Origin of the sequence: Actinomadura graeca, assembly GCF_019175365.1 — a bacterium.
Lineage (GTDB): Bacteria > Actinomycetota > Actinomycetes > Streptosporangiales > Streptosporangiaceae > Spirillospora > Spirillospora graeca.
Genome location: NZ_CP059572.1, coordinates 1,730,155 through 1,750,549, shown reverse-complemented (window position 1 = coordinate 1,750,549; position 20,395 = coordinate 1,730,155). Strand labels below are relative to the sequence as shown.

The 20,395-nt window shown below is 71.3% G+C and carries 17 protein-coding genes; 6 read left to right on the top strand and 11 right to left on the bottom strand.

All coding sequences use genetic code 11. The features are described from left to right. Positions 1-22 precede the first annotated feature (22 nt). From AGRA3207_RS08130 to AGRA3207_RS08100, 7 genes are all read right to left on the bottom strand, one after another. Positions 23-391, bottom strand: coding sequence for a hypothetical protein (locus AGRA3207_RS08130; protein WP_231333946.1), 369 nt, complete (start codon positions 389-391; stop codon positions 23-25). Then, positions 388-2,022, bottom strand: coding sequence for a TY-Chap domain-containing protein (locus AGRA3207_RS08125; RefSeq protein ID WP_231333945.1), 1,635 nt, complete (start codon positions 2,020-2,022; stop codon positions 388-390). Before AGRA3207_RS08125 ends, AGRA3207_RS08130 begins: the two co-directional genes overlap by 4 nt. A gap of 64 nt (positions 2,023-2,086) precedes the next feature. Further along, the gene (locus AGRA3207_RS08120; protein WP_231333944.1) at positions 2,087-3,577 is read right to left on the bottom strand and encodes a TY-Chap domain-containing protein; all 1,491 of its coding nucleotides are present in this window, start codon (positions 3,575-3,577) and stop codon (positions 2,087-2,089) included. A gap of 96 nt (positions 3,578-3,673) precedes the next feature. Then, entirely contained in the window at positions 3,674-5,212 is a 1,539-nt protein-coding gene (locus AGRA3207_RS08115; RefSeq protein WP_231336260.1) for a hypothetical protein, read from the bottom strand. A gap of 189 nt (positions 5,213-5,401) precedes the next feature. Further along, positions 5,402-5,668: a hypothetical protein gene (locus AGRA3207_RS08110; RefSeq protein ID WP_231333943.1), complete on the bottom strand. Its 267-nt coding sequence runs from the start codon at positions 5,666-5,668 to the stop codon at positions 5,402-5,404. Positions 5,669-5,811: 143 nt separating this feature from the next. Next, positions 5,812-6,615: a cytochrome b/b6 domain-containing protein gene (locus AGRA3207_RS08105; protein WP_231333942.1), complete on the bottom strand. Its 804-nt coding sequence runs from the start codon at positions 6,613-6,615 to the stop codon at positions 5,812-5,814. After that, positions 6,602-7,306, bottom strand: coding sequence for a molybdopterin-dependent oxidoreductase (locus AGRA3207_RS08100; RefSeq protein ID WP_231333941.1), 705 nt, complete (start codon positions 7,304-7,306; stop codon positions 6,602-6,604). The genes AGRA3207_RS08105 and AGRA3207_RS08100 overlap by 14 nt, the downstream gene beginning before the upstream one ends. A gap of 142 nt (positions 7,307-7,448) precedes the next feature. On the opposite strand from AGRA3207_RS08100, the gene AGRA3207_RS08095 reads away from it, so the two are divergent. The 3 genes from AGRA3207_RS08095 (at position 7,449) to AGRA3207_RS08085 (ending at position 12,554) form a co-directional block, all read left to right on the top strand. Further along, positions 7,449-8,030, top strand: coding sequence for an HhH-GPD-type base excision DNA repair protein (locus AGRA3207_RS08095; RefSeq protein ID WP_231333940.1), 582 nt, complete (start codon positions 7,449-7,451; stop codon positions 8,028-8,030). Positions 8,031-8,453: 423 nt separating this feature from the next. Continuing rightward, positions 8,454-10,610, top strand: coding sequence for a SpoIIE family protein phosphatase (locus tag AGRA3207_RS08090; RefSeq protein WP_231333939.1), 2,157 nt, complete (start codon positions 8,454-8,456; stop codon positions 10,608-10,610). 255 nt (positions 10,611-10,865) lie between these two features. Next, positions 10,866-12,554 (top strand): RNA polymerase sigma factor, encoded by a 1,689-nt coding sequence (locus tag AGRA3207_RS08085; RefSeq protein ID WP_231333938.1) that lies wholly within the window; start codon positions 10,866-10,868, stop codon positions 12,552-12,554. Between the two features lie 80 nt (positions 12,555-12,634). Here the strand turns inward: AGRA3207_RS08085 and AGRA3207_RS08080 are convergent, their stop codons facing one another. From AGRA3207_RS08080 to AGRA3207_RS08065, 4 genes are all read right to left on the bottom strand, one after another. Next, complete coding sequence (locus tag AGRA3207_RS08080; RefSeq protein WP_231333937.1) at positions 12,635-13,378, bottom strand: YaaA family protein; 744 nt, start codon at positions 13,376-13,378, stop codon at positions 12,635-12,637. 240 nt (positions 13,379-13,618) lie between these two features. After that, the gene (locus AGRA3207_RS08075; RefSeq protein WP_231333936.1) at positions 13,619-13,849 is read right to left on the bottom strand and encodes a DUF7455 domain-containing protein; all 231 of its coding nucleotides are present in this window, start codon (positions 13,847-13,849) and stop codon (positions 13,619-13,621) included. Positions 13,850-13,968: 119 nt separating this feature from the next. Beyond that, positions 13,969-15,042, bottom strand: a complete 1,074-nt coding sequence (locus AGRA3207_RS08070; protein WP_231333935.1) for an ABC transporter permease — start codon at positions 15,040-15,042, stop codon at positions 13,969-13,971. Beyond that, positions 15,039-15,941, bottom strand: coding sequence for an ABC transporter ATP-binding protein (locus AGRA3207_RS08065; RefSeq protein ID WP_231333934.1), 903 nt, complete (start codon positions 15,939-15,941; stop codon positions 15,039-15,041). Before AGRA3207_RS08065 ends, AGRA3207_RS08070 begins: the two co-directional genes overlap by 4 nt. A 169-nt stretch (positions 15,942-16,110) precedes the next feature. Between AGRA3207_RS08065 and AGRA3207_RS08060 the strand changes: the two genes are divergently transcribed. The 3 genes from AGRA3207_RS08060 to AGRA3207_RS08050 all read left to right on the top strand — a co-directional run bounded on the left by AGRA3207_RS08060 (position 16,111) and on the right by AGRA3207_RS08050 (position 20,319). Then, positions 16,111-18,201 (top strand): DNA gyrase/topoisomerase IV subunit B, encoded by a 2,091-nt coding sequence (locus AGRA3207_RS08060; protein WP_231333933.1) that lies wholly within the window; start codon positions 16,111-16,113, stop codon positions 18,199-18,201. 218 nt (positions 18,202-18,419) lie between these two features. Next, on the top strand, positions 18,420-19,619 hold the full coding sequence (locus tag AGRA3207_RS08055; protein WP_231333932.1) for a sensor histidine kinase: 1,200 nt from the start codon (positions 18,420-18,422) through the stop codon (positions 19,617-19,619). Positions 19,620-19,656: 37 nt separating this feature from the next. Beyond that, a complete protein-coding gene (locus AGRA3207_RS08050) occupies positions 19,657-20,319 on the top strand; it encodes a response regulator (RefSeq protein ID WP_231333931.1) in 663 nt (220 codons plus the stop codon). Positions 20,320-20,395: the final 76 nt, after the last annotated feature.

The window sequence follows — 20,395 nt, the reverse complement described above, 5'->3', positions numbered from 1 at the left end:
CCACGCCGCCCGCCGCGCCGTCTCAGACCGACTCCTCGCGCAGATCCCCGATCTCGCTGCGCGGTGCCCACGTTTGGTGCACATCCCGGTCGAACAGTTCGAGGGCGAGCCGCTCGGCCACGCCTGCCTTGCCGCCGGTGTACTCGACCCGCACCCACTCCTCGTGTTCGCTGAGCACGAGGAACGGCTCGCCGCGCCATGTGCAGTAGGTGCTGACGTACGACAGCCGGTCCACTTCCGACAGCGGCACCACCTGGACGAACCGGTCCGGGCCTATCTGCCGGAACCCTTCGGCGTGCTGCGCCGTGTACAGCCGCACGCTATCGCCGTCCGGGCTCGCCTCGTACTCGGCGCCATCTCGGCCCGCGTAGTAGCCGTGTCTGATGCTCACCCGCGCCCTCCTGGCAGCCGCACCAGCCATCGGCGTAGGTCGGCGTCGTACGTGGCCACCCGTTCCGTGGTCCCGGATGACTCCGGTCCGGACGCGTCGATCCGGATCAGCTCGGCGCCGTGGGGAAGCCGCTGGCTCTCGATCGCGAACTCCTGCACGTCCGCGACCTTGCCGGTGCCCCGCTCACCGACGTCGCCGGGCGAGCGCCGGAAGAGCGTCGGCTTGGGCGCCTGCCACCGGACCACGAAGACGCGTTCGTCCGTGAGTGTGAAAGGCGACCCCTCGTAGTCCAGCGCCAGCCCACGGATGACGGCCGCCGGGGTGTCGAGGCCCCGCACGTCCTGCAGCCGGTGAACATATCCGGCGACCAGGTCGTAACCGTCCTCCAGGTAATAGCGGACGTGCTCGGGTCGCAGGACCTTCTGCATGATCACTCCCGCGTCCCCCGGGTCGGCCGCGAGCCGTTCAGCGGGCAGTGAGGGTGCCGGGAAGCCTCGCGGGTCCCTCGATGCGTCTCGTCCGTCACGCGCCTCTCTGAGGTCGTCTGACGGCTGTCGGGGCGGGACCGCCGTCGGCGGGGTCGGCCGGGGCCCCGGCGACGAGCCACCCTCGGCTGTCCAAACCGCCCCGGACGTGGCCGGAACGGGCGATTCGCCCTCCCTGTCGGACGGCGCTGGACGGCCGCTCTCCTCCGCAGGTTGGCGCGGGGGAGCGGTGGGGGCGGGTACCCGGTCGTCGGTCGTCCTGGACGGCGCCACGGGCGCGGGCGGATGGTCCTCGCCGGACTCGAAGAGGGCGTTGGCGTTCAGGTAGGAGGCGCTGGGAAGGCCGGGGTTGATGGCGAGCTGCCATTCCGGGTGCGGCCAGTGCCGCGACAGGTCGGGAAGGGATGCCTGCCGGTAGTGGGACGCCTGGCCTTGCAGGGAGCGGTCCATGGCCTCGGGCGAGGTGAACGCGAGGACGAACGTTCCGTCGCCGAACCGGGCCGTTGCGAACTGGTGGGCTCCCGAGGGTTCGCCCGAAGCCGGCAAGTACAGCACGGCGCGGGTGAGGAGCCGCAGGTACGCCTGGTGGTCGCCGTGTTCGCGCGCCTCGGCGAGCGCCGCCTCCAGGCTGGAGCCGGGCGGGTGCGACGTGCTGCGCTCGCGGACGGCGGGGGTCTGCTCGCCCTCGTTCTCCGAACCCGCCGGGGCGATTCCCAGGCCGGGCAGTGCGAGGGGCCCGCCGCCGGGGCCGGGTCGGCTGGCGTGGTAGACCAGCTCGATCGGCGAGTCGGCCTCGTAGACGTCGCGGAAGGTGCCGACCATGAGACCTGCCAAGAGGGCACAGGTCTCCAAGTTCTCGGCGGGGGCGCGGGACCCACGGGTACGGAGTCCGAAGTGGGCCCACCAGTTCCGCCGCCGATCCTCGTCGGGCTCCTCCCATCCCAGCGCTTTCAGACGGCGCTCCTGGTGTGGTGCCAGCGGCCGGGGCAGGAAAGCGTTCCCGACCGCCTCCGCGTCCAGCGCGTTCTCCGAGCGCATCGCCTGGACGTAGGGCAGCCCGCCCGGCCTCTGCAGGATGATGAACGACGTGACCGGCAGCCGCGAAAGTTCCAGGGTCAGGCGCTGGGCGAAGTCGTTCCAGTCCACTCGGGATCCACTTCCGCGTGCGTCGTGCGGGGCCGGGCGTCCCCGACGGTAGCCGAACGCACGGTCAGTCGACGCGGGGAGCGGGAACGGGGTCGGTTCGCAAGGGTGTCCAGGCGCCGCCGATGGCGTCGTAGACCGCCAGCGGGGACTCGTCGTCCTCGTCGCTCGTCTGCCATAGGCGGGTGCCGTGCGGTGGGCGGAGCGGGACGGCGGGGAGCCGTTCCGGGACGGGCCCGTCGCCGGTCGGGGCGCTGAGAGGCGCGACCAACGGCATGGGCTCCGGCTCTACCGGTCGCAGGTCGCCCGGCGGAGACTCGCTCGCCTGCGGCTCGTCCGGCAGCCGGGCGCTGTCGATGCCCGCGTCCTCCACCGCGGTCCCGTCGGCCGTCGTGCTCTCCGGGCTCGGCGTCCTCCGGACTCCGCCGGATTCGATCACGGCTTTCAGCTCGGCCACGGTGTAGGAGTCCACAGCGGTGTGGTCGTCGGCGCAGGTCGTCCCATTGGCGGCGTGGGCGGAACCGTTCGTGATGGGTACGGAACCCCCCGCGACCGGGTGGGGCCCGGACAACGCATGTGGGTCGACGCTGCCGTAAGGGTTGGGCGCCTCTGGTTCCGTACGCGGTGTGTTGCTCAAACGGACGAGCGTGGTGGCGTCCAAGAGGACCTCACTCGGCAACCCCGGGTTCACGGCGAGCTGCCAGGACGGGTCGGGCCAGCCGGAGGCCAGCATCGCGAACGTGGTGCGCCGGTAGAGCCCGGGGTTCGGGGTGCGAGCCAGTGCTCCGGGCGAGGTGAACACGGTGACGTACGTGACGGACCCGAGGGTAATGGTCGGCAACTCCGCGCGGTCGGGGTCCTCCACGGCGGAGCCGGTCGCCGGGAGGACGAGGTCGGCGTTCACCAGGAGGTCGAAGTACGTGGTGTGGTCGCCGTGCTCCTTCGCCTCGGCGAGGCGGGGTTCGAGCAGGTCGGCCTCCGTGGCCGGCATGCCCTCGGGAGGCAGCGGCAGCGGCGTGCCCCCGGGCGGCGTCCCGGCGGGGAGGGGGCCGGTGCCGAGGGCCTCGGCCGACGAGCGGCTCCTGCCGACGCGTGACGGGTCGGCGGTGTCGATGCCGAAGTCGAGCAGCTCGATCAGCCCGGTGCCGTGGCGGTGGAACGACTCGTACACGAGGTCGGAGGGACGCCGGACGCCCTGGACGTCGCGGAGCGCGGTGACCATCACCTCGGCGAGCCGGGAGTAGTCACCGGTGCCGACGGTCTGCATGCCGCCGGCCGCACCGGACTCCGGCAGCTCGGTCCACCAGTTGCGGGGGGAGGGGTCGGCCGGCGGACGCCATCCCGCGTCGCTCATGACCTCCTCGTCGGCCAGGGTGAGCAGAAGCGCCCCGTCGAGGAAGTTGTTGCTCACGGCCTCGGCGTAGAGACGGTCCGGCTCGCGCATGGCCTGGACGTAGTGCCGGCTCTCCTCGCGTTCGCGAACGATGAGGATGGTGTCCCGTTCGAGACCCGCCAGCTCGCGACCCAGCCGTCGGGCGAACTCGGACCACTCCAACAAGATCACTCCCTACGACCGGGGCCGCCCCCGGGCCCCCGCGAGATCTGCCCGGCACCCGATGATTGTCGCCGCGGACGCCGCGCGCAAACCGGGACTTCACTCGGGCGGGGGTTCGTGACGCAGTACACGCAGCGCCTCCCGCAGCGCTTCGGGGTCGGCTTCGTGGCGGTCCAGGACGTCGATGAGCCGGTGCAGGATCTCGTGGCGTTCGTAGCCCACGTCGAGCAGTGCCTGGGCCGTCTCCCACAGTTGCGGCGGGTCTCCGTTCCACAGCCGTTCGGCGAGGCGCTCGTGGGCGTCGAGGTGCCCGGCGTCCGCGCCGGGGTGCTCGAACTCCAGGATGATGCGCCGGTCGTCGGGGTCGGCGGGATCGAGGGTGGACAGGTCGATGGCTCCGTGCCGCCCGGTCTGGCGGTGGGTGCCGGACAGGAACGGCAGCGCGAACGCGCGGCGCGGCAGCGCGTCGAGCTCGCCGTCGGGCAGGAGCCGGTCGACGAGATCGCGGTCGAGGCCGAACGCCGACGGGTCACGGTAGGCCTCGGCGAACTTCCCGGTGGCGTCCCACACGGCGTCCAGTGTCGCCCTGATGCCCTCCTCGGGCAGCCCCGTGCGCTTGCCCGCCCAGCGCACCCAGGAGGCCAGCACGTGCGGAACGGCCTCCTGCTCGGTGGGGGACAGCAGCACCTTGCGGGGCAGCCAGTCGAGCAGGAACATCTCGCACTTGATCGGGCTCACCCGGAGCGGGCGCCCGAAGTCGTGGGTGCAGCCGTAGTCGATGATGCGGTCGACGCAGCGGCTCGCGGCCGACCGGTCCGACAGGCCCTCCGCCTCGTCCGACGCCAGGAACCTGGCCGCGATCGTGGCCCGGCGGTCGCGCCCGTACACCGGGGGCTGGGGGAGGCGCCCGCCCGGAGGGAGGATGCTCATCCGCGCCCGGACGAAGGCGTGATACGAACCGAAGTTCTCGTTCACCGGCGGATCGTCGGTGTCGTCGGTGAGGCCCAAGGCGCTTTGCAGGAGCGCCTTGGTGTCGCGCGGGTCGAGCTGCTCGAACCGCATCAGCGGGTTGTCGCGTCCCTCACGCCGGCAGTGGTCGAGGAGCTTGCCGACCTGGGACGAGACCCACGCGTCCCGGACCATGCCGCTCGTCGGCGGCCGCCCGCCGCGCGCGGCGGGCACGAACGGCGCGACGGCGTGCTGGACGGCCCCGGCCCGGTTGCGGTCGACCAGGACGACGAGGGCGTGCCGTTCGGTGCCGCCGTAGGTGTAGGTGCAGACGATGGAGTCCTGGTCGCCGTAGACGTCCCTGGAGACGTAGCACTCCTCGGGTGCGACCATCCCGACGCGGTCGGCCCACCCCGGCCTGGCCACGCCGCGCTCCATCAGCTCCAGCGCGGCCCGCTCCGCCTTGGCCGCCTGCCGTGAGGTGCCGAGATAGGCCATGCCGGTGAGCAGCGCGAGGGCGGCGGGGGTCCCGGCGCGTCCGGCGTAGTCGACCAGGGCCTCGCCGATGACCTCCTCCACGTCCCCGCCAGGCACGTGATGGCCCCACCAGGACCCGAGGATCTCGCTGACGATGAGCTCGGCGTCCAGCGGGCTGCGCACGGCCAGCAGCTCCCTGGCGTGCTGCAGCATGCCGTCGAAGATCGCGGAGACTTCGTCCGGGGGAGGCGGGCCGTCCCCCGCCGGATCCCCGGAGGGGCGGTGGCGGCTGCGGGGACTCACCCTCCCAGTTTCTCAGATCCGCCGGGGGGCGTTGCCCACGACACCGGCGAAGGCCGCTTTGGGACGTGCCTGGGAGGACGGCGAACGCCGACGTGCCGCTCAGCCGTCCCCATCGCCGCCGGAACCGTGCGCCCGCCCAGAGGGCGGCTCCGATTTGAGCATCCCCAGCAAATGTTCGCGCGCCATTCGCTCGACGCTGTCCGGCGTGGCGTCGAGCCCCAGATGTGTCATACGCGCATGGACGTCGCTGACGCAGCGGTAGACCGCGTCAGGGGAGAAGGTTTCGAACTCGTCGGAAAGGCGGCGCGTCAGCGCGTCGCGGGTCTCGTTGCGGTGGTCGGTCACTGTAGGCGTCTGTGCAGGCATCTGCGCACACCTCCGCGCACGGTCTTCCGGCGGACGGGGGCCGAGCCGCCGGGCCGAGGCAGAGCGCGCGCGGACCGTCCTCGTCGGGAGCTTCCGCCCAAACCCCGCCTCGATGTCTCATTCCAGCGGTTTTGTCGCGAGAGTCAAGACATGCCAGGGCGCCGTTTCGCAAATTCTGGGTCTTCCTCACCGGACGATCCGTCCGCTTCCGCCTCCTGCGGCCTGACCTGTGCCTTGCCGTGCGCCTCCCGGGCGTCCACCCAACCCGCGTGGTGCCGCGCGGCCCACTCCCGGTCGACGCGCCCGGTGAACATCCCGGTGAGCGCGCCCCGGTCGCGGAACGCCTCCCAGAGATGACCGGCCGTCACCACCAGGATCGTCAGGAAGAGCCAGTCATGGACGAACGTGGCACCCGTCCGCCACCGGTCCGGCCAGGGGCCGGGGAAGGTCAGCACCTCGCCCGTCCCGAGCATCACCAGGATGGCCCCGGCGGTGAACGCCGCGTTCAGCTTCTGCCCCGCGTTGAACTTGCCTACAGGCAGTACCCCGCGCCCCTTCCGCACGGCCCTGCGGTCACTGCGCCTGAGCCACTCCCAGTCGTGCGGAGCGAACCTGTTCAGCCGCCGTAGGTCGCTTCTGAAGGCTCGCGACGCCAGGCCGAGCACGATCGGCACGGGCAGCGCGAACCCGCACCACACGTGCACGGTCTTGAGCAGCTCACGGCGTCCCATCACCGTGGAAAGCGGCGGGAAGTACAGGAACGCCGCCGTCACGATGCACACCAGCATCAACGCCGCCGTCACATGGTGGATCGACCGCTCCGCGCGCGTGAACCGCGCCAGCCACAGTGACCCGCGGCCACCGGCGTCCTTGGCGGGCCGGTCGGACGCGGCCGGGTCGGTGGCTGCGTCGGGGGCCGGCTCATGTGCCGGGTCACGTGGGGGCATCGTCACGTCCGTTCGACCGCCCGACCCAGGCGTCCACGTCGTAACCGCGGTGTTCCCAGTAGCCGGGCCGGACCTTGTCGGTCAGCTCGATGCCGCCGAGCCACTTGAGGGACTTGTAGCCGTACATGGGCGCCACGTACAGCCGCACCGGCCCGCCGTGGTCGTGGGACACGGGTCCGCCCTCCATCTGCGTCGCCACCAGGACGTCCCGGCGCCGCGCCTGATCGAGCGTCAGCGACTCGGTGTAGGTGCCGTCGAACGAGCTGAACCGGACGGCCTTCGCGGCGGGCGAGACGCCGACCGCCTGGAGCAGGTCGGGCAGCGCCACGCCGACCCAGCGCACATCCGGCACCCGCCAGCCCGTCACGCACTGGAAGTCCTTGTCGAGCACCGTCTGCGGCAACCGGGCCAGGTCAGCCATCGTGAACGTCCGGGGAGCGTTCACCAGGCCGTTCACGTCCATCCGCCAAGTGGCGGGCGTACGCTTCTTCACGCTGCCCGTCACCGTGTAGTAGCGGAAGCCGCCGGCCGCAGGCAGGACGTCCCCGATCGGCCCTGCCGGCGCCAGAGCGCTGCTCAGCTTCTGCTGCACGGACGCTCCCACGGCGACCCCCGCCACACCGAGGCCGAGCATCCCGAGCACCAGCCGCCGGCCGACGGGACTGCCTTCCGCCCGTTCCTCCTCGTCCACCGTTCCATTCGAGCACCGTGACGCCCGTCCCGCCACGTTCCGGGCAGACCCGTAAGACTTCCGACAGATCCGGGACCGGTCCGGCAGGGGTACCGGCCCTGCCCGGCACCGGCCGCGGACTATGCGGATCTAAGCTGGGCGCATGGCCACGAAGGTTCAACTAGCGCAGCGGCCGGACGCCGACGAACTGCTCGGGCGCAGCCCGCTCGCCGCCCTGGTCGGCATGCTGCTCGACCAGCAGGTGTCGATGGAGTGGGCGTTCTCCGGGCCGTACACCATCACCCAGAGGCTCGGGACGGACGATCTGGACGCGCACGAGATCGCGGCCTACGACCCGGAGCGGTTCGCAGCGGTCCTGTCGGAGAAACCGGCCGTGCACCGGTATCCCGGATCCATGGCAAAGCGGATCCAGCAGCTGTGCCAGTACCTCGTGGACAACTACGAAGGCGACGCCGAGAAAGTCTGGAAGGACGTGGACAGCGGCAAGGAGTTGTTCAAGCGCCTGAACGGCCTGCCCGGGTTCGGCAAGCAGAAGGCGCAGATCTTCCTCGCTCTTCTCGGCAAGCAGTACGGCGTGCGGCCCGAGGGGTGGCGGGAGGCGGCGGGCGCCTACGGCGAGGAGGGCTCGCACCGCTCCGTCGCCGACATCACCGGCCCGGAGTCCCTCGCGAAGGTGCGGGAGTTCAAGGCGCAGATGAAGGCGGCGGCCAAGGCCGGAAAGTGAAGCCGCAGCACCGGCGGCAGGCGCGGACCCCGCGACCAGGCATTCCGGTCGGCGATTTTTGCCATCTTTTTGCCAGGGGAACCGGGTCCGGGACGGCGGGTTTCGCCGCTGGCCGGAACTCGCCGAACGCACCGAGTTCACTGCCCGTGGCTCCCCGGCGCCGTAACATCTCCTACTTGCCGTCCGATCCGGTCCGCCCTGGCGCCCCGGGGGCGACGGCGTCCGAATCCGAGGTCGTCGCAGGGGGCCGCATGGACAAGGTTGTCCATCAGGGGTTCCGCCGGGGGCGAACCATCGGGATGATGAAAACCTGACTCCGACCGGTGTTGTGATGGAGGCGGGAGCGCTAGCCTGCTCCCATTCACTCATAGTGATGAAAAATTGCCGCGCGGTACGGGACCTTCTGGGGCGGAGGTGTTGTCCATGAGCACCGAGACGTCCGTTCCGCATCCCCGCGTCTCAGGGGTGGAGGGCCAGCCCATGGATGCGTCCGACGCCGCGCTGTACGCGACCTTGCTCAGGGAGGCCCCCGGCGGGCTCGCCTTCTTCGACGGCGAGCTCCGCTGCCGCAGGGCGAACGACGCGCTGGCGGCGCTGCTGCGCGTCTCCGCGCGCGACCTCCAGCAGCGGCGGCCCGCCGAGGTGCTGCCCGGTGACGTGGCCGCCGCGTTCGAGACCGCGCTGCGCAAGGTCCTCGACGAGGACCGGCCGCTCAGCGACCTGGACCTCGTCATCCCCGCCGCCGAGGTCATCCCCGCCGCCGAGCCCCCCGGCCCGCCGGGCGACGCCGCCTCGATCGCCACGGCGGTCGAGGAGCGGATCCTGGCCTGCACGTGGCTTCCGGCCCGGAGCTCCGAGGGCGAGGCCCTGGGCGTCGTCCTGACCGCCCTGGACGTCACCGAGCGGCGCCGGGCCGAGGAGGTCATCCGCCGGAAGGAGCAGCGCTACCGCTCGCTCGTCGAGGCCAGCGCCCAGGTGGTGTGGGTCGCCGCTCCGGGCGGCGGCGTGATCGACGACGCGCCCGAATGGCGCGCGATCACCGGACAGACGCCCGACGACTACGCGGTCGGCGGGTGGCTCTCGGTCGTGCACCCCGAGGACCGCCCCCGCATCGAGGCCACCTGGCGCGAGTGCGTGGAGGAGAACCGGGTCTTCGAGACCAACTACAGGGTGCGCACCAAGAGCGGCACCTATCGCCACTTCGACGTACGGGCCGTGCCCATCTGGCAGGGCGGCTCGGTCATCGAGTGGGTCGGCGCCAACACCGACGTCACCGGGCAGCGCGAGGCCGAGGAGATGCGCGGCAGGCTGACCGAGCAGCTGTCGGCGGCGGCGCTGCGCACGGCGCGGCTCCAGCAGGCCACCTCGATGCTGGCCGAGGCCCTGACCGTCTCCCAGGTCGTCCAGGTGATCACGGAGGTCGGGCGGTCGGCGATCGGCGCCGACTACTCCGCCGTGGCGCTGCTGGACGACGACAAGCTGCGGCTGAGCATCGTGGCGCCCTCCCAGCCGGGCGCCGAGGACGACATCAGGCCGATCTCCCCCGACGCGATCAAGGTCAGTGACCAGACCGTGATGTCGGTGGCGGTGCGCGAGAGCCGGCCGTTCCTGGCCGAGCACCCCGACAGCCTCCGCGTCCAGCTCGGACGCGACGAGAAGGGCCTGTTCGTCCAGCACACCGAGGAACGCGCCTGGGTCGGATTGCCGCTTCTGGCCGCGGGCGCCCCCATCGGCGCGCTGCGGTTCTCCTTCACCCGCCCCCGGGAGATCACCGAGGAGGAGCGGGTCTTCCTGGAGGCCCTCGCCGGCCAGTGCGCCCTGGCCGTGGAGCGGGCCCTGCTGTTCGAACGCGAGCACAAGACCGCCGAGGAGCTCCAGCGCAGCCTGCTGCCCAGCGATCTCCCGCAGCTGCCCGGCATGGTGCTGGCCGCCCGGTACAACCCGGCGACGCGCCACGTCCAGGTGGGCGGCGACTGGTACGACGTGTTCCGCCTCCCGGACGACCGGCTCGCCGTAGCCGTCGGCGACGTCATGGGCAAGGGCGTCCTCGCCGCGGCCGGAATGGGACGCGTCCGCAACGCCCTGCGGGCCCTCGCGCTGAACGATCCGCGGCCCGCGGCGGTCCTCGCCGGGCTCGACCGGCTCTTCAGCGCGACCGAGGACGAGGAGCAGTTCACCACGGTCGCGTACGCGGTCATCGACCCCGAGACCGGCCACGGCGCCTTCAGCAACGCGGGCCATCCACCACCCCTGCTGATCTCCCCCGACACGCCCGCGCGCGTCAGCACGCGGGAGCCGGGGACCCCGCTCGGCTGGCCCAGCCAGAGACAGCAGACAAGTTTTTCCATCGAGACCGGCAACACTGTGGTGTTCTATTCCGATGGACTTGTGGAGAACCGTAGACGCGGGGTGGACGCCGGGCTGGAGGAGCTCGTCGCCGTGGCGGCGGACGCCCCGCCCGAGGTGGTAGGAGATCCAGAAAGACTCGTCGACTTCCTGGTCGATCGGATGCTTGCCGGGTATGAGCAGGTAGACGATGTGACCGTGCTCGCCCTGCACGTCCCGCCCAAGCCCGCGTGATGCCCGCCGAAGGCGGCGCGAAGACGGTCTAGTACGTACGAAGGACCGCTCCGCGCCCTCTAAGGTGGAGAGTTACCGGGCAGGACTTCAGAGTGGAATGCGCAGCAGTGCCAGAATGCTTGACCCTAGTAGGAGCGGGTACGCTGCGGTCCCGCACCGGGAGGTCCCGCCCAGTGTGTGGTCCCACCCAGTGTGAGGCCGGGCCCGTCAGGGCACTTGGGTCAACCCAGCCACACGTTCGTTCGAGAGGTATTTGTGTCGCCTGCTAGCTCGACCTCGAAAGCGTCAGATCTGCACGATCACGTCATCGCGCAACTGATCGAGCGTGGACGGTCCCAGGGTTACCTCGAAGCCGACGACGTACGACGTACGTTCGAGGAGGCCGACATCCCCGTGTCGAAGGCCTCCAGCATTTTGCGGAGCCTTAGCAAGGAGGGTGTGACCGTCATGGTGAGCGCTGCCGACTCAGCGGCGCCCAAGCGTCCGCGCAAGCGCGCGGCGCCGCCGGCGCGCAGGCCCAAGACCGCTGCCGCGGCCAAGGAGCAGCCCGACACGGTGACCGCCGTCGTCAGCGACGACGAGGCCGCCGAGGAGATCGCCGCCGGGCCCCGTCCGGCGGCCAAGACCGCCGGCAAGCCCGCCGTCCGGAAGGGCGCGCCCGCCAAGGGCGCCAAGCAGAAGAAGGCGGCCCCCGCCAAGAAGGGCGCGGTGCAGGCCGCTCCGAAGGCGGCGGCACCGGCCAAGAAGGCGGGCGAGGACCCCGAGATCGACGACGAGGTCGACGTCGACCTCGACGAGGACCTGACCGACCTTGAGGTGGACCTCGAGGTCGAGAGCGCCGACGAGGCGGTCGACGAGGCCGAGGAGCCGGCCGAGGCCGAGGAGGACGAGGCCCCCGTGGCCGCGCCCGCCGCCAAGGCCCCGCCCGGCAGGCCGGGCGCCGACGGCGCCGCCCCCACCAGCGAGGAGGAGGCGTTCACCCTCGGCGACGACGACGAGGACGCGCCCGCCCAGCAGATCGCGGCCGCCGGTGCCACCGCCGACCCGGTCAAGGACTACCTCAAGCAGATCGGCAAGGTCCCGCTGCTCAACGCCGAGCAGGAGGTGGAGCTCGCCAAGCGCATCGAGGCCGGACTGTTCGCCGAGGAGCGCCTCGCCGCCGACGGCCCCGCGATGTCCGAGGAGGACACCGAGGACTTCGAGTGGATCGCCGAGGACGGGCGCCGCGCCAAGAACCACCTGCTGGAGGCCAACCTCCGGCTCGTGGTGTCCCTGGCCAAGCGCTACACCGGCCGCGGCATGCTGTTCCTGGACCTGATCCAGGAGGGCAACCTCGGTCTCATCCGCGCGGTCGAGAAGTTCGACTACACCAAGGGCTACAAGTTCTCCACGTACGCCACCTGGTGGATCCGGCAGGCGATCACCCGGGCGATGGCCGACCAGGCCCGCACGATCCGCATCCCGGTGCACATGGTCGAGGTCATCAACAAGCTCGCGCGCGTGCAGCGGCAGATGCTCCAGGACCTGGGCCGCGAGCCCACCCCGGAGGAGCTGGCCAAGGAACTCGACATGACCCCGGAGAAGGTCGTCGAGGTGCAGAAGTACGGCCGTGAGCCGATCTCCCTGCACACCCCGCTCGGTGAGGACGGCGACAGCGAGTTCGGCGACCTCATCGAGGACTCCGAGGCCATCGTCCCCGCCGACGCGGTCAGCTTCACGCTGCTGCAGGAGCAGCTCCACTCCGTGCTGGACACGCTCAGCGAGCGCGAGGCGGGCGTGGTGTCGATGAGGTTCGGCCTCACCGACGGCCAGCCGAAGACCCTGGACGAGATCGGCAAGGTGTACGGGGTGACCCGGGAGCGCATCCGGCAGATCGAGTCCAAGACGATGTCGAAGCTACGGCACCCGTCGCGGTCGCAGGTGCTGCGCGACTACCTCGACTGAGCCGCCGTCAAGCGGTACGTCGATCCGGGTCCCCGTCCGTCGAGGGCGGGGGCCCGATTCGTCGCCCCCGCGCGGGGGTCTCAGGTGTGCAGGACGACGTCCAGGTTCGTGCCGTTCAACTCGACCGTGTGACCGAGGCCCGCGACGGTCTTGAGCAGCTCGTCGGGGGTGCGCGGCTCGGCACCGGACTTGATCAGGTCGTGCGCGATCCGGCCGCGCGTCGCCTTGGCCATGTGGCTGACCACGGTCCGCTTGGCCACGCCGGCGACGATCTGCTCACGGAACACCCGCACCGCCACGGCGGGCTCCGGAGCCTTCCAGACCGACGCGTACGGCCCCGAACGCATGTCGACGACCAGCCCCCCGTCCAGCCGCAGGGCGTCCCGCATCACGGGGCGCCAGAGGGCGCCCAGGCGGCCCTGGCGGGGAAGTGACACCGCCATGGCCAGCCGGTACGGCGGAATGCGGTCGGTGAGCCTCAGCGCCCCCCACAGGCCGGAGAAGACGATGATCTGCTCGGCGGCGGCCCGGGCGTCCAGGTCCGGCAGGTCCAGGTTGTCGTACAGCACGCCCGTGTAGAGGCGCGCGGCGGGCAGGGTCGGCGCCTCATGCAGCGCCCTGTTGCGGGCCAGGGTCTCGTCCGCCTGACCGGCGGGGAGCCCGAGCAGTTCCGGCGCGTCGGTGCGCCTGCACACCTTGCGCAGGGCCGCCAGGACGCGCTTGCGGACGGGGGTCAGCCCGGGGAAGCTCAGCGACGCCAGGTCGAGGGGAGGCCCGTCCCCGGTGGCCGCCTTCTTCTCCGACGGCGGAAGCAGGATGTGCACAGTCCCTCTCAGACGCGCTGGTGGGTGACCGGGGGGTGAAGACCGTCACCACCCGGCGCGAACGCAGGATGTCACGTGATCCCGGTCACCGGGGCGGATATCATCCGCTACATTCTGTGATCCTTTTATTACAGTGTGAAGTGGCGGTCAATTGGCTCCTTGAAGAGGGGGCCCGGAGTGGAATGCGAACGGCGGTCACCGTCGGGTGACCGCCGTGCGGGGGTGCTTCTATTTCGACGCCTACCGCTCGTCGTCCGAAGCGGTTGCCGGGGTTTCGTTGAGCCTGTCGGTCTCGTCCTGAATGTCGGCCCCGTTGGCGCGCAGGGCCTCCGCGTACCTGCGTCCGTGGTGGGCGCAGAACAGAAGGTCGCCGCCGCCTACAAGGACTGCACGGACGTAGGCCTGGGCGCCGCAGCGGTCGCAACGGTCGGCGACGGTCAACGGCTTGGTTGGGGCAAGGGCTCCAGTCACGGCACCTTCCTCATGCTCGGGGTCGGTACTTAGGAGAACATCTAACCCGACGTGGACGTTCCCAACCTGTTTCTTCGTACGCCCACAGCAGAATGGTCCAATTAGTGACCGAGGTCACATCAGGCGGTGTCCCAGCGGAACAGACGCCTGGCGATCAGGGCCCCGACGACCGCCACGCCCAGCAGTATCCCGATCTGCGGCAACGCGGACATGGGGCCGAGCCCGCGTCCCATCACGTTCAGCATCCCCTCGTTGAGATACCGCAGTGGGAAGACGTACGAGACGGCCTTCAGCCAGGCGGGCGCGTCGTCCAGAGGGAAGAACGAGCCGCCCAGGAAGGCCATCGGCAGGACCACGAGCTGCGTCACCGCCTGGGCCGTCTCCTGCGTCTTGGCCCACGCGCCGATCAGCATCCCGATCGACAGGAATGCGAGGCAGCCGGACATCACCATCGGGACCGCCATCCACCACGCGTGCCCGAGCCTCAGCCCGAACATCGGGAGCTGGGCCACCGCGACGAACAGCGCGAACTGAACGAGCGCGACGGCCAGGCTGACCGCGACACGGGCCCCGAACACCGTGGGGATCGGCGCGGGGGAGAGCTGGAGGCGCCGCAGGATGCCCTTGGTCCGCCACGTCACGAGCGTCTGCGAGGCCCCGAACACCCCCGCCGAGGCCAGCGCCCAGCCGAGCAGGCTCGGGGTGAAGAACTGGATCGCGTTGAGCGAGTCGTCCTCCACCTGCTGCGCGCTCATCCTGTAGGCCGGGGGCTTCCCGGACGCGGCGAGGTTCGCCGACTGGACCATCGAGTCCATCAGGCCCCGCACCGTCCCCGACTTGACCTGGTCGGCGGCCGAGTAGTGGACGACCAGCTCGCCGCCCCGCTGCTCCACGGCCGCGTCCGCGTCGCCCTTCTCGACCTTGCGCAGCGCCGCCGCCCGGTCCGTTGACCTCGTGACCTTCATGACCTTGCCCAGCGACGCGGGGTCGTGCGCCACGGCCTGGTCCAGGACGGCCACCCGCCCGACCTCCAGCACCGTGACCTTGGGCGTCGACCGGTGCCCGAACACCCCGCCGAAGATCACCAGGAACATGAGCGGGAAGAGGATCGTGAAGAACAGCGCGCCGCGGTCGCGGCGGAAGCCGAGGAACATGGCCCGCGACAGGCTCGTGAAGCTCTCGAACGTGCTCATGCCCGGTACTCCCGTCCCGTCAGGTCCAGGAAGACGTCCTCCAGGGTGGCGCCGCGGATCCGGACGCCGTCCAGGGCGTCCTGGGCGGCCATCGCCGCGACGACGGCCGAGGGGTCCCGGGTGGAGATCGTCAGCGACACGCCGTCGTCGGCGGCCTCGTCGGCGGCGGGCAGCGCCCGCGCCGCGTCCAGCGCGAGGACGCCGCTGGCCACGCTGATCCGGGACGGCGCGTCCAGGCCGCGCACCAGCGCCGCCGGGGGGCCGAGCCGCAGCACCCGGCCCGCGTCCATGATCGCGACGCGGTCGCAGAGGATCTCCGCCTCGTCCATGTAGTGCGTGGTGAGCACGATCGTGCGGCCCCCGGTGTTGATCTCCTTCAGGACGTCCCACAGGTTCCGGCGCGCCTGCGGGTCGAGCGCGGCGGTCGGCTCGTCCAGGAAGACCAGCTCCGGGTCGTGGACGAGCGCGCACGCGATCGACAGACGCTGCGCCTGGCCGCCCGAGAGCCGCTCGACCCGGACGTCGGCCTTGTCGGACAGCCCGACGGTCTCCAGCATCGCGTCGGCGCGCCTGGCGGGGACGCCGTAGAGGGATCCGAAGGTCCGCAGCTGCTCCCGCGCGGTCAGCCGCTCGAAGAACGACGACGCCTGCAACTGGACTCCGATCCTGGGCAGCAGTCCCGGGTTGCGCGGCCAGGGCGGCATCCCGAGGACCGACACCTCGCCGGAATCGGCCTCCCGGAGCCCCTCGATGATCTCCAGGGTCGTGGTCTTGCCGGCACCGTTGGGCCCGAGGATCCCGAAGAACTCGCCCTCGCCGACCCCGAAGGTCACCCCGTCCACCGCCTGGACGTCCCCATATCGCTTGCGGAGGTCCCCGACCTCGATCGTTTGTGCCATGGGGAGGAGGCTAGGGAACGAACGAACCGTCAGACACCCACCCGGAGGTGGACGTTCGGGACTCCACCCGCCGGTGCCGGGACGACCGGGGCGGCGAGCCTGCCGATGCTTTGTCGGCGCCCGGGGGTACCCTGCTCCCGAATGTCCTACCCCCGAGGAGCACACGCAGTTGACCGCCGCGACCGCCGAAGCGACCACCGACGACCCGCACGGCTACTCCGCCCGGCACCTTTCGGTGCTGGAAGGGCTGGAGGCCGTGCGGAAGCGACCCGGCATGTACATCGGGTCGACCGACAGCCGGGGCCTCGCACACTGCCTGTGGGAGATCGTCGACAACTGCGTCGACGAGGCCCTCGCGGGCTACTGCACCCACATCAGCGTGACGATGCACCCCGACGGATCGTTCGAGGTGGGCGACAACGGCCGCGGCATCCCGGTCGACCTGGAGCCCAAGACGGGCCTGCCCGGCGTGGAGCTGGTCATGACCAGGCTGCACGCGGGCGGCAAGTTCGGCGGCGTGTCCTACACGGCCTCGGGCGGCCTGCACGGCGTCGGCGCGTCCGTGGTCAACGCGCTGTCCGCCCGGCTCGACGTCGAGGTCGACCGCGAGGGCCACACCCACGCCATCAGCTTCCGGCGCGGGCTGCCCGGCGAGTTCGCCGACGAGGGCCGCCCGAACGCCCGGTTCAAGAAGAAGTCCGGCCTCCGGCAGATCCGCAAGGTCGCCAAGAAGGTCACCGGCACCCGCGTCCGCTTCTGGCCGGATCTGCAGATCTTCCTGAAGGACGCGACGGTCGAGCAGTCGCTCGTCATGGACCGCATGCGCCAGACCGCGTTCCTGATCCCGGGGCTGACCATCGACGTCCGCGACGAGCGCGGCGAGGAGGTCACCGAGGCGACGTTCCGGTTCGACGGCGGCATCGGCGAGTTCTGCACCTACCTCGCCAAGGACGCCCCGATCGTGGACGTCCTGCGGCTCCAGGGGCGCGGCCACTTCACCGAGACCGTCCCCGTGCTGGACGAGCAGGGCCACCTCACGCCCACCGACGTGGAACGCGACCTCGAGGTCGACATCGCGCTGCGCTGGGGCACCGGGTACGACACGATCACCAAGTCGTTCGTGAACGTGATCGCCACCCCGAAGGGCGGCACGCATGTGCGCGGCTTCGACCGCGCCGTGCTCAAGGTGATCAACGAGCAGCTGCGCGCGGTGAAGCTGCTGAAGAACGGCGACGAGGACGTCATCAAGGAGGACGTCCTGGAGGGCCTCACCAGCGTGGTGACGGTCCGGCTGCCCGAGCCGCAGTTCGAGGGGCAGACCAAGGAGATCCTCGGCACCTCCGCGGCCACCCGGATCGTCTCCCAGGTGGTGACGCGCGAGCTGAGGGCGGTGTTCGAGAACCCGCCGCGCGGCCAGAAGCAGCCGCTGCGCGCCGTCCTGGAGAAGGTCGTGGGCGCGGCCAGGACCCGCATCGCCGCCCGTACCCAGCGTGACAACCAGCGCCGCAAGAACGCCCTGGAGAACTCCGCGCTGCCCGCCAAGCTCGTCGACTGCCGCACCGCCGACGACCGCAGCGAGCTGTTCATCGTCGAGGGGGACTCCGCGCTCGGCACCGCCAAGCTCGCCCGCAACTCCGAGTTCCAGGCCCTGCTGCCGATCCGCGGCAAGATCCTCAACGTGCAGAAGGCGTCCGTCGCCGACATGCTCAAGAACACCGAGTGCGCCGCGATCATCCAGGTGATCGGGGCCGGGTCGGGCCGCACGTTCGACCTCGACTCCTCCCGCTACGGACGGCTCATCCTGATGGCGGACGCCGACGTCGACGGCTCGCACATCCGCTGCCTGCTGCTCACCCTCCTCTACCGCTACATGCGGCCGATGCTGGAGGCGGGCCGGGTGTTCACGGCCGTCCCGCCGCTGCACCGCATCGAGCTGGTCAAGCCGAAGAAGGGCCTCGACAAGTACGTCTACTGCTACAGCGACGGCGAGCTGACCCGCAAGCTGGTCGAGTTCGAGCGCAAGGGCCAGCGCTGGAAGGAGCCCGTCCAGCGCTACAAGGGCCTCGGCGAGATGGACGCCGACCAGCTGGCCGAGACCACGATGGACCCGCGCCACCGCATCCTGCGGCGCATCCGCATCGAGGACGCCGAGGACGCCGCCAAGATCTTCGAGCTGCTCATGGGCAGCGAGGTGGCACCCCGCCGCGAGTTCATCACCGCGGGCGCCTCCGAGCTCGACGCCGAGCGCATCGACGTCTGACCCGGCCCGCCGGTGGGCCTGCGCACCCGAAGCCCGGACGGGTCTCCACCCGGTGGTGGAGACCGCGGTCCAACCCCGCTCCGATGTCCGGCACGCGCGCCGTCCCATAACGTTGAGGGCATGAACACGCTGGACGTGCCGCCCACCGGCCCGGCCCGCGCCGCCGCGGGCCGGGCACCGGTGCCCGCCATCGGCGCCGGACCGGCAGGTCGCCTGCCGTGAACCCGTGCGGCCGCGCCGTGACCACCCGCGCGGGACTCATCGGCGAATGGGTCACCAAGATCCTCGTCTTCGGCGCCCTGCCCCTGTGGGGGCTGGCCGCCTACGTCCGCAGCCTGTTCCAGGACACGCCCGCACCGGCCCTCCACGGGGCGGGCCTGGCCGTCGTCGTGCTCACCGTGAGCATGTCCGGCCTGGTCGTGGCGGGCCTGTGGATCGGACGCGGGAAGGAGTCCCCCTGGCGGAGGCAGGGCATCGCCCTGCTGCTGGCGGGGGTGGTCATGTCGCTCGCGCTGTACGCGGTCGCGCCCCATTCCGGGGTCTTCTTCGCCATGGTGCCGCTCTGGGCGCTGATGGTGCGCCTGCCGCTGCCCTGGGCGATCGGCACGAGCCTGCTCATCATCGGCGCGGTGGGCGTCCTCGGCGAGCTGTTCCGGACGGGCGGCGCCGATGCCGGGCTGATGGCCGCGTTCGGCGGCCTGTCGCTGGGCGCCCTCGCGAGCCGGCAGGCGGCCGCGGCGCAGGAGGCGACGCGGAGAGCGGAGGCCGCGAACGCCGTGCTGGCGGAGCGGTCCCACATCGCGCGGGAAATCCACGACATCCTCGCGCATTCGCTGTCGGCGCAGATCGTCCACCTGGAGGGCGCGCGGCTGCTGCTGTCCCGGGACGGCGACCGGGTCCAGGCGCTGGACCGGGTGGAACGGGCGCGGGACCTGGCCAGATCCGGGCTGGAGGAGACCCGGCGGTCGCTCGCCACGCTCCGGGGCGAGATCCCCGAGCCGCAAGAGGTCATCGCGGAGCTGGCCGAGGAGTTCCACGCGAGCACGGGCCGCCCCTGCGATGTGCATGTGGCGGGCACGCCGCGGGAGCTGTCCCCGCAGGCCGGGCTCGCGGTGGTGCGCACCGCGCAGGAGGCGCTCACCAACATCCGCAAGCACGCGCCCGGCGCGCGCGCACATGTGGTGTTGCGTTACCTGAACGGCAAGGTGGAACTCGAAGTGACCGACACCGGCGGCACCGAACCGACCCTGGATCTGGGCGGCGGCGGATACGGCCTGGTGGGCATGCGTGAGCGGGCCGAACTGATCGATGGGACCCTGGAGACCGGGCCGGTTTCTTGTGGGGGGACGACCCCCCACACCCCCCGGAACAACCCGGACGGAAAGGGTTTCCGCGTGTCGCTCCAGGTACCGGCCTGACCCGGGCCGGCCGGACCCCCGGAGGAGACAGGACGCTGTGAGCGACAAGACGAGGATCCTGGTCGTCGACGACCAGACGGTGGTGCGCGAGGGCCTGGTCCTCCTGCTGGAGCTGCTGCCCGGCATCGAGGTGGCCGGGTCGGCGGGCGACGGCGAGCAGGCCCTCGCCCTGGTGGGCGAGGTGTGTCCCGACGTCGTCCTGATGGATCTGCGGATGCCGCGGGTGGACGGGGTGGAGGCGACCCGGCGGATCAGGCAGGAGCATCCGGGTGTGGAGGTCGTCGTGCTCACCACCTACGCCGACGACGAGTCGATCTTCGCCGCGCTGCGGGCCGGGGCGCGCGGCTACCTGACCAAGGACGCCGGCGCGGAGGAGATCGCGAGTGCCGTCGCGGCGGTCCGCGGGGGAGCGGCGCAGCTGGACCCCGCCGTCCAGCGCCGCCTGGTCGAGGCGGTCGCGGCCGGTGAGCGGCCCGTGCGCCGCAGGGAGGACGGGACGCTGCCCGACGGCCTGACCCGCCGCGAGGCCGAGGTGCTCGCGCTGATCGCCCGGGGACGCTCCAACGCCGAGATCGCCGGTGACCTGTTCATCGGCGAGGCGACGGTCAAGACGCACATCAACAACCTGTTCGCCAAGGCGGGGCTGCGCGACCGCGCCCAGGCCGTCACCTACGCCTTCAACCACGGCCTGGCGTCCTGACCGCGGTCAACATGCGGCAGCCGGGGGCAAGGACCCGGTCAAAGCGGCGGCGCGCGGGCCGCGGCGTTCCGAGGAT

Coding starts and splice junctions, on each gene's coding strand:
- AGRA3207_RS08090 (WP_231333939.1), top strand. CDS start 8,454: ATGAGCACCGAGACGTCCGTTCCGCATCCCCGCGTCTCAGGGGTGGAG.
- AGRA3207_RS08070 (WP_231333935.1), bottom strand. CDS start 15,042: ATGAGCACGTTCGAGAGCTTCACGAGCCTGTCGCGGGCCATGTTCCTC.
- AGRA3207_RS08105 (WP_231333942.1), bottom strand. CDS start 6,615: ATGCCCCCACGTGACCCGGCACATGAGCCGGCCCCCGACGCAGCCACC.
- AGRA3207_RS08110 (WP_231333943.1), bottom strand. CDS start 5,668: ATGCCTGCACAGACGCCTACAGTGACCGACCACCGCAACGAGACCCGC.
- AGRA3207_RS08115 (WP_231336260.1), bottom strand. CDS start 5,212: ATGCTGCAGCACGCCAGGGAGCTGCTGGCCGTGCGCAGCCCGCTGGAC.
- AGRA3207_RS08065 (WP_231333934.1), bottom strand. CDS start 15,941: ATGGCACAAACGATCGAGGTCGGGGACCTCCGCAAGCGATATGGGGAC.
- AGRA3207_RS08095 (WP_231333940.1), top strand. CDS start 7,449: ATGGCCACGAAGGTTCAACTAGCGCAGCGGCCGGACGCCGACGAACTG.